The 13967-nt window shown below is 48.9% G+C and carries 12 protein-coding genes; 9 read left to right on the forward strand and 3 right to left on the reverse strand.

Annotated elements, in window-relative coordinates; all coding sequences use genetic code 11:
• Positions 1-55: 55 nt before the first annotated feature.
• Entirely contained in the window at positions 56-748 is a 693-nt protein-coding gene (locus tag ACYVI1_RS14725) for a DUF421 domain-containing protein (protein WP_460911366.1), read from the forward strand.
• Here ACYVI1_RS14725 and ACYVI1_RS14730 read toward each other — a convergent pair.
• The gene (locus ACYVI1_RS14730) at positions 741-1808 is read right to left on the reverse strand and encodes a DNA topoisomerase IB (protein ID WP_460911367.1); all 1068 of its coding nucleotides are present in this window, start codon (positions 1806-1808) and stop codon (positions 741-743) included. The two genes, ACYVI1_RS14725 and ACYVI1_RS14730, sit on opposite strands and share 8 nt — an antisense overlap.
• Before the next feature lie 136 nt (positions 1809-1944).
• Positions 1945-2535, reverse strand: coding sequence for a DUF6962 family protein (locus ACYVI1_RS14735; protein ID WP_460911368.1), 591 nt, complete (start codon positions 2533-2535; stop codon positions 1945-1947).
• A gap of 164 nt (positions 2536-2699) precedes the next feature.
• On the opposite strand from ACYVI1_RS14735, the gene sucD reads away from it, so the two are divergent.
• From sucD to porN, 8 genes are all read left to right on the forward strand, one after another.
• Positions 2700-3575: a succinate--CoA ligase subunit alpha gene (gene sucD / locus ACYVI1_RS14740; protein WP_460911369.1), complete on the forward strand. Its 876-nt coding sequence runs from the start codon at positions 2700-2702 to the stop codon at positions 3573-3575.
• A 72-nt stretch (positions 3576-3647) separates the two neighbouring features.
• Positions 3648-4829 carry a DUF4271 domain-containing protein gene (locus ACYVI1_RS14745; protein ID WP_460911370.1) on the forward strand — a complete coding sequence of 394 codons (1182 nt, stop codon included), beginning with the start codon at positions 3648-3650 and terminating at the stop codon, positions 4827-4829.
• Between the two features lie 125 nt (positions 4830-4954).
• The gene (locus ACYVI1_RS14750) at positions 4955-5740 is read left to right on the forward strand and encodes a uroporphyrinogen-III synthase (RefSeq protein ID WP_460911371.1); all 786 of its coding nucleotides are present in this window, start codon (positions 4955-4957) and stop codon (positions 5738-5740) included.
• Between the two features lie 182 nt (positions 5741-5922).
• Positions 5923-6897, forward strand: coding sequence for a PorP/SprF family type IX secretion system membrane protein (locus ACYVI1_RS14755; protein WP_460911372.1), 975 nt, complete (start codon positions 5923-5925; stop codon positions 6895-6897).
• Between the two features lie 266 nt (positions 6898-7163).
• Positions 7164-8297 carry a T9SS ring complex lipoprotein PorK/GldK gene (gene porK / locus ACYVI1_RS14760; protein ID WP_460911373.1) on the forward strand — a complete coding sequence of 378 codons (1134 nt, stop codon included), beginning with the start codon at positions 7164-7166 and terminating at the stop codon, positions 8295-8297.
• Between the two features lie 39 nt (positions 8298-8336).
• The gene (porL, locus tag ACYVI1_RS14765; protein ID WP_460911374.1) at positions 8337-9149 is read left to right on the forward strand and encodes a type IX secretion system motor protein PorL/GldL; all 813 of its coding nucleotides are present in this window, start codon (positions 8337-8339) and stop codon (positions 9147-9149) included.
• Between the two features lie 111 nt (positions 9150-9260).
• A complete protein-coding gene (gene porM, locus ACYVI1_RS14770) occupies positions 9261-10853 on the forward strand; it encodes a type IX secretion system motor protein PorM/GldM (RefSeq protein WP_460911375.1) in 1593 nt (530 codons plus the stop codon).
• A 56-nt stretch (positions 10854-10909) separates the two neighbouring features.
• Positions 10910-11974, forward strand: coding sequence for a type IX secretion system ring subunit PorN/GldN (gene porN, locus ACYVI1_RS14775; RefSeq protein WP_460911376.1), 1065 nt, complete (start codon positions 10910-10912; stop codon positions 11972-11974).
• Positions 11975-12074: 100 nt separating this feature from the next.
• On the opposite strand, the gene uvrC is transcribed toward porN, so the two are convergent.
• Positions 12075-13883, reverse strand: coding sequence for an excinuclease ABC subunit UvrC (gene uvrC / locus ACYVI1_RS14780; RefSeq protein ID WP_460911377.1), 1809 nt, complete (start codon positions 13881-13883; stop codon positions 12075-12077).
• Positions 13884-13967 lie beyond the last annotated feature (84 nt).

Raw genomic sequence — 13967 nt, forward strand, 5'->3', positions numbered from 1 at the left:
TCGCTTCATTTAACACACTCACCTCACTAACGCACCCGATTCTATTTACGTCACCATGCCCGACCCTGTTCAGCCCTTCGACTGGGAACGAATAGTTATCGACCAGTTCCCATGGACGTACCTCGCTGAGGTAGCCTTCCGAACGGCGTTTATGTTTCTGGTTCTGCTTGCGGCCTTAACCGTATCGGGAAAGCGCGAAGTACGGCAACTGTCTGTCTATGAGTTGGTTTTGCTCATCGGGCTGGGTTCGGCTGCGGGCGATCCTATGTTTTATCACGATGTGCCGCTGGCATCGGCGGTGGTTGTGTTTGGGGTAATGATGGGGTGCTATAAACTGATCACCTACATCAGTGATCGGAACAAACCCATTCGGCAGGCACTCGAAGGCGTTCCGGTTTATGTAATTGAAAACGGCTGTATTCTAACCCAGAATTTCGACCGGGAGGATTTGGGGCTGGAAGAATTATTTGCGGCTTTACGGGTAGAAGGCGTGGAGCAACTGGGGCAGGTGCGGGTGGCCATTCTGGAGCCGAGCGGGCAACTCAGCGTGTTTCAGCGCAACCCGGCCGATGTTCGACCGGGGTTGCCCATTCTGCCCAACGAACTCAAACAGCATACAGAACACATCGGGCAGCCCGGCGATTATGCCTGCTGCACGTGTGGTAGCGTGAAAACCGTTGAGGCTCCGGCCGAACTTATCAGTTGCCATCAGTGTGCAAAAACAAGCTGGGTGAAAGCGGTTAAGTAGCCGATTTAAGCTGATCCTGCAGGAATTTCAACAGCAGCTTCTCAAGGCCATCCAGACCGTGTGGGCTGGTTTGCCGGAACCGCGCTTTCTGTTTGAAATACGGATTTAAATCCTGACATTCATAGGCTTCCAGAATTTGCGGATGAACATAATGTTTTCGGCAAACAGTGCGGGTGTTGCCTAACTGATGCGATACTTCGTCCAGCACAGTGTTTACGTTCTTTTTCAATTCTTTTTCGGTCTCACATGGCTCCAGTTCGGCCAGCAGCCGCAGAGCGTTTACGGTTCCGGCCCAGGTGCGGAAGTCCTTCGCCGAGAAATCGTCGCCCATTGTTTCGCGCATATAGTCGTTCACCATGCCCGAGTCGATGGCGTGCCGGTCGCCGTTCTGGTCGAAATACTGAAATAACTCTTTGCCGGGAATGTCGCGGCAGGCTTTTACCAATCGGGAAAGCCGCCGGTCATGAAGAGTGATGTCGTGGTAAATTCCTTTTTTTCCTTTAAAGCTGAATCGCACCTCGCTGCCTTCGGTTTTCACATGCCGGTCTTTGAGGGTTGTGAGGCCATAGGAACCGTATTCTTTCTCATAAGCCGCGTTTCCCACCCGGATCAACGTTTGTTCCATCACGCTCAGGGCAATTGCAATGACTTTCTCACGCGATAGCGTAGTGACTCTTAAATCGTTCGCCAGCCGTTGCCGAAGCAACGGAAGGGCCTCACCGAAGGCGACCATCCGAAAAAATTTGGTTTCGCTCCGAATCGCGTTCCATTTTGCATGATAGCGGTATTGCTTGCGTTGTTTGGTATCGACGCCCGTCGCCTGAAGGTGACTATTGACTTTAGGGCTGATCCATACGTTTTCCCAGGCCGGGGGCAGTGCCATACTCCGAATCCGGGTCAGCGTTTCGCTGTCAGCAATCGTATTTCCCTTCGGGTCGAGATACGTAAACTGGTCGCCCTGCTGCTGGCGACGAATGCCGGGCATGGTGTCCTGCATGTAAACAAGCCGGGCAACTCTGGCCGTTTCGACCGGATCGTGGGCCAATTCCAGTAAATTCATGTTTGTTGAGTGTTGCAAATCTGGTGATGTAAGGTATTGGATAGGGCTTAACGAGTTGAGCGGGCAAATGGTTGGGCGTGATTTAGGTTGCGCCGGGTTAGAACCAGGTGTAACCCGGAAATTTTTTACTAATCTTTTACCGGATACCCGCGCGTTGTTCGGCCGCTTTTCCGAAAAACCACAGGGCCAGCGTGGTAGCGTAATGAAAGAAATCGGTCGGATGAATCAGGCTGTTAAACGATTCGGCTTTGGTTGCCAGTCCCATCATCATAGCCGCCAACACCACCCAAAGTCCGCGCTTGTTGCGTTGAAGCAAAGCGAAGACCGCCAGCAACATCAGCACCAGAATACCCAGTGAAGGCACTATTGGGGTGAATACCCGCGCATAGGGCAGGAGCAGGCTGATAAACAGGAACAAGCCAAAAAGCAGTGTGGAAATAAATGCCATCAGCGAAAGCGTCTGTTGATTGAGCAGGGCATACACCGCTGTCACTACACACACAACCCCTAAACTATCAGATAGTAAGATTATAGAGCGGTGCAGCGGGGTGAGCGATTCATTCCCGGCAAAATTCAGAACACCAAACAGGGCAGCCAGGGAGGTAGTCAGCAAAAAGAATCCCCACAGCAGCCGGTTGAAGAGGGAAATGCGTCCGAAAAAGTGCCAGAACACTCCGACGCCCATCCCGGCCAGAATAGAGCCAGAAAGGATGTGCGAAAAAATCATCACGTAATTTACGAAGTTTCGGCTACTTTTGCCCAACTTTTTAAAAGATGTTAGACCATTGGACAAAAGAAGAAAGATGGAGTCTGTTCAGAAATGTCCTTCTTCTTTTGGCTGCTACTCTTTCCTCTTGAAAACCGTATCGCCAACGATTTCTAAAGCCTGTCATGTCTGTTTTAGTCAACAAAGAATCTAAGGTTATCGTCCAGGGTTTCACTGGCTCGGAGGGCAGTTTTCATGCCCAGCAAATGATCGAATACGGCACCAATGTCGTGGGGGGCGTAACGCCTGGAAAAGGGGGACAAACCCACCTCGACCGGCCTGTGTTCAACACCGTTGAGCAGGCTGTTGAGCAGGCTGGCGCCAATGTGTCCATCATCTTTGTACCGCCCGCTTTTGCCGCCGATGCCATTATGGAAGCTGCCGAAGCCGGCATTAAGGTCATCATTTGCATCACCGAAGGTATCCCGACGGAAGACATGGTTGCGGTGAAAAACTATTTAGCCGACAAAGATGTGCGGCTAATTGGCCCAAACTGCCCTGGGGTAATGACAGCGGGCGAATGTAAAGTGGGTATTATGCCTGACTTTATCTTTATGAAAGGCAACATTGGTATCGTCTCCAAATCGGGTACGTTGACCTATGAAGCTGTCGATCAGCTTACCAAAGCGGGCCTCGGCCAGTCGACGGCCATTGGTATTGGCGGAGACCCAATCATCGGGACAACCACTAAGCAGGCAGTCGAACTGCTTATGAATGATCCGGATACGGAGGCTATCGTCATGATTGGCGAAATCGGTGGAGGTATGGAAGCCGAAGCCGCCCGCTGGATCAAAGCCGACGGTAACCGCAAACCCGTTGTTGGCTTCATTGCCGGCCAAACCGCCCCTAAAGGCAGAAGAATGGGCCACGCGGGTGCCATCGTGGGTGGGGCCGACGACACCGCAGCCGCCAAAATGGCCATCATGCGTGAGTGTGGCATTCACGTTGTTGAATCGCCTGCCCTCATCGGCGACACAATGCTGAAAGCGTTAGGAAAATAAATTTTGAATGAGCGAATGAGTGAATTAGTGAATAAACGAATGAGTCTCGGTAGGTGCATAAAGTTGTATAATGTGCCTTACTATTCACTCATTCGCTCATTCGCTCATTCACTCATTTTTTTATTCAGCACACTTGCCCTCGCCCAGACCCCTGCCACAACGGGCATCGGGCCGGAAGGCCGTTATTACCCCGTTCATGACTTTCGGGATGACTTTCAGGTGTATGACGAGGGGGCTAAAGCCTACATTCCTTACATTATTGAGCAGCATGCCGACCAAACGTCTCTTAGTGCGTATGTCGACCTCGAAAGCAACCGGCACTATAAGTTACTGGTGTCCACCCGGCAGGACGGCTATCTGTTCATTAATGCGGCTCTAAAACGTAAACTCCGCGCCAACCGCTGGCAGGTATTGAGCATTGACAGCTTGTACCGGGTTTATCGACAACCCGAACTATTTCTGACCCTCTACGGCGCTCCGGGCCTCGACGATAAGCAGGTCTTTATTGGTTATCCCAAATCAGCAACGCAGAAACTCGTTATCCTGCGCGACGATAACCTGAGTGTTCGGCCCCGCCCCCAACTGCCTTATACGAATTTTCTGGGGCTGGGACTCTTGTTTCTGCTGGCAACTCATGCCTTCCTGTTTACGTTTTATCGCCGGGCCTTTCAGCGTTTCTACAGCCTGCGCGATTTAGTGTCTCTGCGGGCTGAAGAGGATTCTTTCCTTATTAATCGGCCGCTGAGCAGCGTGACTCTGCTGTTTATTCTCAACCTGAGTTTCGTAATTGCTTACCTTATCGTGTTTGTGCAAAGCCGTAATCTTGAGGTATTTGCATCGCGAACGCTGTTGCTCAGTGAACAGCGGTTTGGGTGGGTAGCCAGTGAATTTTTAGCCGTAAGCGGGGTAGCGTTTCTAAGCCTGGTTGGCAAGTACGTAGCGCTGGAGGTAATGGGTGGTCTGTATAAATTGCAGAGTATTGTTAATGTTCATTTTTTCAAAATACTTCAATCATCCCTGTTATTCTTTACGGTTCTGACGCTGTTTCTGGCGGGCATTGCCTACAACGCACCCACCGTAGCCTGGTCGCCAAACACGCTGATACTGCCCCTAATCGTGTTTTATGTGGCCCGATTAACCCTGCTGTACTTCGTAATCAGAAGCATGGAATCTATCAAGAATCTCTATTTATTTTCCTACCTTTGTATCGTTGAATTGATTCCGCTCATCATCGGTTTGCGTTTCGCTCTTTGATGAATGGATTTCCAATCAGTAGTATACAGCAAGTAGTCTGTAAGCGGGCATAATAGGCCTGATACTGCCGACTTCATACTAGTACTAGTAAGGGCCAACTGAGTATTGTACCGAGTAGAGATTCAATGAACGAGACCAGCATGCACCCCACTGAAGATCGGCTTACGAAAGTAAACCGGCTGTTAGTAACTCAATCCAGACCCGCCGACGAAAAATCTCCTTACTTCGATTTGGTTAGCAAATACAATCTTCAGATAGACTTTCGACCCTTCATTACGATTCAGGGAGAGTCTTTCAAAGATTTTCGGCGTCAGAAAATCAATATTCTGGCCCATACGGCTATAATTTTTACCAGTCGAAACGCAATCGATCACTTTTTTCGGATATGTCAGGAAGGCCGCGTCGAAGTGCCTGCCGACATGAAGTATTTTTGCATTTCGGAGCAAACCGCCAATTATCTACAGAAGTACATTGTTATTCGAAAGCGTAAAATCTTCAACGGTACCAAAACCGCCACCGAGCTTTTCGACCTGATTAAGAAGCACAAGAACGAAAAATTTCTGTTCCCCTGCTCCAACATCCGGCGAAACGATATCCCTGAATTTATGGATACCAGTAGTCTGCATTTTACGGAGGCCGTCATGTATGACACGGTACCCACAGATTTGTCGGACCTGCCCATCGAGACATACGATATCATTGCCTTTTTCAGCCCATCGGGGGTAAGCTCGCTGCTCAGTAATTTCCCCGACTTCCGGCAGAATGGTACGCGACTGGCTGCGTTTGGTCCGACAACGGCCAAAGCCATCCGGGATGCCGGTCTGACACTCGATATTGAGGCCCCGCTTCCCAACGCCCCGTCGATGACCGGTGCACTGGATTTATACATCAAAAAGGCCAACAATCCATAAACGAAAACCGTTACCTAAACACCAAATGCCGGAACCGGGTCTTTACCCTTACTTCCGGCATTTGGGCTTTTAATTGGTGCCAATAATTTGGCTTTACAGGCGTTTAGTTGTAAACTGTGCTGTTGTTTACTGAACCATTACCTGTATTGAGTAGCAGCAGTATCGAATTTCTGTTTGGTCGTATGATTCGCACATTCTACGCTTATGCTTTCTTGCTGCTTGTGGTTGGAGGCCCGACTGCTTTGGCGCAGCAAGACCCACAATTTAGCCTGTATATGTATACTCCCTTCTACTACAATCCGGCGGCTGCCGGGTCGGAGGGAGTATCACGCCTGCAGATTACCCACCGGACGCAGTACCTGGGCTACCAGACCATTGGCAACGGTGATGGCAGTGCTGCCCAGGGAACCCAGCTCATCTCGTTTAACATGCCGCTGGCTAAAATCAAAAGCGGGATAGGCATTTATGCCCTGAACGACAAATACGGCCCATCCATCAATCAGGCAGTGCAGTTGGCCTATGCCTATCGGCTAACCCTAAAGAACGGAACACTGTCTTTAGGCGTACAGGCGGGTCTGTTTAGCCGGGGGTATGATTATGACCAGTTTCGCCCCGAAGTGCCTGACCCTTTATTGACGCCAACCGGGCGCATCAGTCAGGTAAAACCTGATATAGGGGTTGGCGTTTATTACAACACAACAGATTACTGGGTGGGTTTGAGCATGAATCACTTAAACAAGGCCAAATACAGTTACGTTCCTGATCGCTCCACCGAACAGGCCAACAGCAAAATGTATTTAACCGCAGGTTATCGACTCGGTATCGGTTATAATATTGATGTGCAGCCATCGCTATTAGTGCAGTATAGTACTGTGGAGGGAATCAAAGGATCGGATATTGCTGCAAACGTGCTGGCTACCTACGATAATCGGATTTGGGCCGGACTGGGCTACCGCACCAAAGAAGCTGTTATGATTACGGCAGGGATTAACCTTATGCGTAATAATGCGTTACGTGTCGGCTACGGATTGGATATTACTACATCAGGGGTTAGCGGTAAAAGTCCAACCTCGCATGAAATTTTAGTCGGGTATGCCTTGCCCGCACCCGACGCCCGCAAGAAGCCAATTATTCGAACTCCACGATTTCGGTATTAATACAGGATAAAGTTGAATAGTTCGCTGATATGTTCGGGGGCCTGTGCTTTTTTGGCAGTATTCTTGTTGAGCAATTTGCAGTTGGTCGTATATTTAGTGAAAACAGGTCTATCTGATCGATATGGGTCAAATTGAACGCTTAAAAATAATCGGTAGCTGGCTACCCCAAGAAAATAAATTTGAACCTGAGGTAACACATACAATAACTAAATAGATTTTCGTTTTTAGTCTGGTCTTGCACACGAAGAAAAGAGAAAAGTTTTACAATGATGAAGTCTAACTGGTTAACAGTCAACGCAACCCGGATGGTGATGGTCGCAGCAGTGGTACTGCTAACGCAAGGTTGCGGATTCGTGAAATCTAAATTCGGTAAAAGTGGCAAAGGGGGCGAAGTAGGCATTACGAACGGGGAAATTACTGCCACCGGACGTAAAGGCTGGAAACAACCCACGCCCTTCGGAATGGTGCTGGTGCCATCCGGGTCATTTATTATGGGTCAGGCCGACGAGGATGTGGCGGCCACTCAGATTAATATGAACCGGCAGGTAACCATCAGTTCATTCTACATGGATGATGCCGAAATCTCGAACCACGAGTACCGGCAGTATGTTAACGCCCTGTTGGCCGACTCGGTATCTACGCTGGGCGAAGAAGAAATTATGTCAAAGTTTTATCCGGACACGGCTGTCTGGAAAAACGATTTTACCTATCACAACGGCGACCCCATGCTGGAGCACTATTACGGGCACCCTGCCTTTGATACTTACCCGGTTGTGGGCGTAAGCTGGATCGCTGCCAAGCACTTCTGTAAATGGCGTACCAACACGCTGGATGATTTCCGCAACAAAGAGGGAAACTATCGCTCATTTGGCTTCCGCCTGCCATCAGAGGCCGAGTGGGAATGGGCAGCCCGTGGCGGTAAGGCTGGTGCCAAATACCCCTGGGGTAATCCGTATGTTGCTAATGGTAAAGGTTGCTACTTAGCCAACTTTAAGCCACAGCGGGGCAACTTCGACGCGGATGGCTACCCATACACAGCTCCGGCAACTGCTTATAGCCCAAACGAATATGGCCTCTATAACATGGCGGGCAACGTGGCCGAATGGTGCCGGGATGCCTACGCTGATAACACCAATGCCATTGTTTGGGACATGAATCCCGACAATCAGAATGCCGATGAACCCCGGAAAGTAGTGCGGGGCGGCTCGTGGAAAGACATTGCATACTACCTCGAAACCGGTACTCGTTATTACGAATATGAAACAGAGAAACGTTCATACATCGGCTTCCGCTGCGTAATGGACAATCTCGAAGGCCGGACCGCATCGGGGCGTAGTGGCCGGGTGGGTGGTAGCAGCAAGAGCAAAAGCAGCAAAAAAGCGTCGGCTAAAAAAGTATAACAACCGTTAATTACCTATTCCAATCAACAATCGCTTATCATGGCAACAGCAAAGTCCACAAATTTCTTTTGGGATCGTTTAGTACCAACCATTTATAGTGCCGGTGCCGCCGTCGTTATCTTCGGAGCCTGGGCCAAAATTACTCACAATGAACAATTCGGCTGGATGCTTACCCTCGGTTTGCTCACCGAAGTAGTCATCTTCGCTTTGTATGCTGTGCAAAGTTTTACCCTGCCGGTTCCCGGTGGGACGGATTATGAGTGGGAGCGCGTTTATCCAGAACTGGCCGCTGATTTCAAAGGTGAGGCCCGCAAACCGGCTCCACAGGCCAATGGCCTGACCGGAAATATGGATCAGATGCTGGCACAGGCCAAAGTAACGCCCGATGTATTTGAGCGTTTAGGTTCAGGCTTTCGTAATTTGAACGATACTGTATCCAAACTGACCGACTTAACCGATGCTACCGTTGCTACCAACGATTATGCCCGTAATGTAAAGTCGGCGTCGAGTTCGATTGGCGAGATGAATAAGTCGTATGGCACGGCCATATCAGCGATGAATTCTATGGCTGACGCCACGACCGAGGCTAAAGATTACCGCGATCAATTTCAAAAGGTGACCAAGAACATGGGTGCCCTCAATGCGGTATACGAACTGGAATTGCAGGATACCAACAAGCACCTGAAAGCCATGAACGCCTTTTATGGCAGCCTTACCTCGGCTATGGAAAACATGGCCGATGCCAGCCGGGATACGCAGCAATTCAAAAGCGAAATGGCCAAACTGACAGGCAACCTGGCTTCGCTTAATACGGTCTATGGCAGCATGTTAACCGCTATGCGCGGCAATTAATTAAGTTATAAAGTTATAAAGTTATAGCATTATACCGTTAGGATATATTGGTTATAATTCTATAACTCTACAACTGCACAACACTATAACTTTACAACTTACCATAATTTCATGGCAGGCACAAAAGAGACACCCCGTCAGAAGATGATCGGGATGATGTATCTGGTATTGACCGCATTGCTGGCACTTCAGGTTACTTCGGCCATTCTGGAGAAATTTGTCTTGTTAAACAATAGTCTGGAACAATCGACCGGAGCAGCTAATAAAGTTAACCAATCTACTGTCGATAATATTCGGGCAACAGTCGAAAAATCCGGGAATCGGGCAAACGACCTCGTCATTGTTCGTCAGGCCGACGAATTACGCAAGAACACAGCCACTGTCGTTGCTGACATTGATGCCCTTAAGCAGCGAATTATTACCGAAGGGGGTGGTGGTCTTGACGAAGCAGGGCAAATCAAAAACCTTAGCGAAGAAGAAAAAGTAGCGCAGATTATGGTTGGCGGCAACCACAACGGGGAAGCCTACACCCTCAAGAAAAAATTGGACGATTATATTGCCGGTTTATCGAAATATACGCCGACTAAATACACTTCGCTGGCAAATGACGGTAAAGATGATCCAATTACGAGTCGCTCACCCGACCAGCGAAGAAAGGATTTCGGTGAATTGAACTTTGCCCAAACGCCGGTTCCGGCTGCATTAGCGGTGTTAAGCCAGCGGCAGACCGATGTTCGCCGGATTGAAGGTGAAGTGCTTGATGTGCTGGCCAGCAAAGTGGGTGCTCAGGATGTTAAGTTCGATAAGATTCTGGCCATGCTGAGCATGGAATCAAAGGTGGTGGTCGCTGGCACGAAGTTTAAAGGCCAGATGTTTCTGGCAGCGTCGTCGTCGGGAATTCAGCCACGCATGAGCCTTAATGGTGGTCCGGTGCGAATTCAGGACGGTCAGGGACTTATTGAATTCACGGCACAGGGCGGTGCTTATGATAAAAACGGTCTGGCCCGTCGGACGCTGAATGGGTCGATTTCGTACATGCAGCCAAATGGTGAAAACAAAACGGTTTCCTTCAATCAGGAATATTTTGTCGCTAAGCCAACCTACCAAATCGAGACAGGAACGTTGCCGCCTTTGTATCTGGGCTGTGCAAACAAACTGAGTATTCAGAGTCCTCAGTTAGGTGCTTTGTGGAGCCCAAACATTACGGGCAACGGCGCTGCGGTTATCCAGTCTGGTGAGAAAGGTAAAGTAACGGTTGTCCCCAACTCAGCCGCTATATCGCTCAATATCAGTAATGCTGGTAGTTTGCTGGGTGTAGAAAAGTTTCGCGTTAACAAAGTGCCGCGTCCGACATTACAAATTTCGGTTGGTGGCGTACTCGCTAATGATCCTCGCGGTGTACCCGTATCATCGGCGCGTAGTGTGAAAATTCAGGCCGTTTCTGATCCGAGTTTTGCGGCTTTTTCGCCGGATGATGCTAAGTTTCGTACCACAGGAGCAACTATTTCGCTGGTACGTGGCGTAAAAAGGGTAACCTCTGTTAATGTGGGCCCTGGTGGGGGTTCTATTGCCGGGTTAGCAGCCGAAGCGCAGTCTGGCGACCGGTTAGTTATTCAGGTTGAGGGTGTACAGCGCCAGAATTTCCGGGGAGAAATTAGTGACATACCAATGGGTAGCCCCCTACAGCAGATTTCGCTTTATTGATGTACTAAAGCGGTTTGCTGACCGTTAACATACTGACTTGACAACAAATAGGAGCCATGACACAAATTAAAACGATACGATATGCAGGTGTGCTGGCGGTAGCTGTGCTGGCTCTGGCAGGAGGAAAAGCATTGGCTCAGGAGAAAGAGACCAATAGCACGAACTCGATGTCGGTTCGGGGAATCAATGAGAACGACATTATGATGAAGAAGACCCTTTGGCGTCGGATCGACCTGAAGGAGAAACAAAATCAGTCGATGTTCTCGAAGAATAATGAGATTTCGAAGTACCTGATCGATGCCGTGAAAGCCGGTCTGATTGATGCCTACACGAATGATTCATGTACGACAAAAATAACCCCGGAGAAGTTTCATGAGAACATGCTGATTCCTAACACAGGTGGAGGTTTGTCGGAGGAGGAAAAGGCTGCCGGTTTTACTGAGGATGGTAAAAACGGAACCAAGGATGATGGCTGGGGAACGCCTAAAAAGGACGATAAGAAAGCCGCAAAACCGGCTGATGACGGCTGGGGAACACCCAAAAAATCCGTCGCTGCCACTGAGCCGGCTGATGATGGCTGGGGAACGCCCAAAAAGAAAGCTACCGCTAAGAACACAAAGGCTAAAAAAGGTAAAGTTGTAGCTCAACCACTCGTAGAAGAGAAAAAAGATACCGTCGCCGTTGCTAAAGCGGCTGTATTCTCAGGAGATGAGTATTTTCCAAAAGAACTGAACATTCTGGAAGTAAAAGAGGATTGGATTTTTGACCGGAAGCGTTCGCGGTTGTACTACGATATGCAAACGGTTACGCTGTTGCTCCCGGCTGACAAAAATCAGGCTGGTTACGAAAAACCAATTGCCTCATTCAAGTACAAAGACTTAGATAAACTGTTCCGTAGCGACCCTAAAAAGTTTATCTGGTACAATCCTCAAAACCAGGCCCAGCATAAAAATTTAGCCGATGCCTTCGACCTGCGCCTGTTCTATGGCCGCATCACGAAAGTAGCCAACCCCGGCGATACGGATCTGGTTGGTATGTATGGAGACCGGGAAGGGCTGTTGAAGTCCTATCAAACCGAATATGAGTTGATGGAAACCGAGCATGGCCTCTGGGAGTACTAATTTTTAGACTGGTAACAAAAAAGGAGCTGCGAGGCTCCTTTTTTGTTTTGCGTTCAGGCTGGCTTTCTCAGGTACAAACGGCTGGAAAGCCGTATACTTTTTACTGTTCAATTGCCTCGAAATACTGTTTTAGTTTAGTCGCCCGGTCTTTGCCAACCACCTCCGCAATGTCATCGAAATTTGCTTCCCGAATTTTGGTTACTCCCTTAAAATGCTTCAATAATTTAGAGGCTGTTTTTTTGCCAATACCTTCTACATTCTCCAACTCGCTGATAAGGCTGTTTCGGCTTCGTTTATCGCGGTGGTAGGTGATAGCAAATCGGTGAGCTTCGTCGCGGATGCGCTGAATGAGTTTAAGCGACTCCGATTTTTTGTCGATATACAGCGGCAGGTTGTCTTCGGGGAAATAAATCTCTTCCAATCGTTTGGCAATGCCAATAATGGGAACCGTTCCGTACAGGTCGAGGGCTTTCAGGGCGTCGCAGGCCGCGCTAAGCTGGCCTTTGCCGCCGTCAATCACAATCAGGTCGGGCATGTCGGTTCCTTCGGTTAGCACGCGGGAGTATCGGCGCGTGACCACCTCATACATACTGGCGAAATCATTCGGTCCGATAACGGTTTTGATCGAAAAATGCCGGTACTCTTTGTTGGCTGGTTTGCCGCCAATGAAACAGACCATCGCCGAGACGGGATTTGTACCCTGAATGTTCGAGTTGTCGAAACATTCAATCCGATTGGGTATGGCTTTGAGTTGTAAATCCTGCTTAAGCCGGATCAGTACTCGATCTTTTTTGCTGGCATTGGCCGTCGCTTCGGCGGCTGCCCGTTCCTGCCGTTCGCGCCGGAAATACAGCACATTCTTCAGCGACATGTCGAGTAGTTTCTTTTTGTCGCCAATTTGCGGTACGGTCACCTCAGCTTTCAGATCGACGTCGAGTGGTATGTTCGAAATGATTTCCTTTGCCTGACTGCCGTATTGTTCCCGAAACTCAACAATAATCATCGTGAGCAGGTCGGGATCAGTTTCATCAAGTTTTTTCCTGATTTCGACCGTATGCGTCTGGACAATGGTCCCGTTCACGACCTTCATAAAATTAATGTAAGCGGCTGTTTCATCGGAGGCAATGGAGAAAACATCGGCATCGGAAATTTTCGGGTTAACCACCGTTGATTTGCTCTGAAATCGCTGCAACACATCCATTTTATCCTTGTACTTCTGAGCCTGCTCAAAAGCCAGTTCATTGGCGGCTTCGACCATCCGGGTCTTAAAATAATCCTGCGCTGGTTTGAGGTTGCCTTTCAAAATGTGATGAATCTGCTCAATATCAGAATTGTAGTCGGTTTCAGCCTGCTTGCCCTCGCAGGGACCTTTGCAGTTACCGATGTGGTATTCCAGACAGACTTTGTATTTAGCAGCGGCAATATTTTCGGGGGCAAGGTTATAATTGCAGGTACGAATCGTGTACAATTGACTGAACATATCCAGCACGGTGTACATCGGCTTCAGGTTGGCGAACGGCCCATAAAATGTGCCTGCTTTTCGATCAATGCGCCGGGTTGTAATAACGCGCGGAAAATGCTCATTCGTAACGCAGACGAACGGATACGTTTTGTCATCCCGCAGCAGGATGTTAAACTTAGGCTGGTAGCGTTTAATAAGCTGATTTTCAAGCAGCAACGCATCAAATTCGGTATGAACGATCATGAACTCAATCTTCCGAATCTGACTAACCAACCGCAGCGTTTTGCGATCATGGCCTTTTGAATTGGTAAAATAGCTGCTAACCCGGTTTTTCAGGTCTTTTGCTTTCCCAACGTAAATCACCTCGCCCGACAGGTCAAAATACCGATAAACGCCCGGCTCATGAGGTACTTTAGTCAATTCTTTTTTATAGTCGAATTCAGCCATAAATGCCCATTTAGAGGGTTGGGCTTAGTATTAACAAGTGATAGCCGCGAAAGGTTGCTACTGCTTTCTCAACGAAAAAGGCCA

It is taken from the genome of Spirosoma areae, assembly GCF_054781775.1.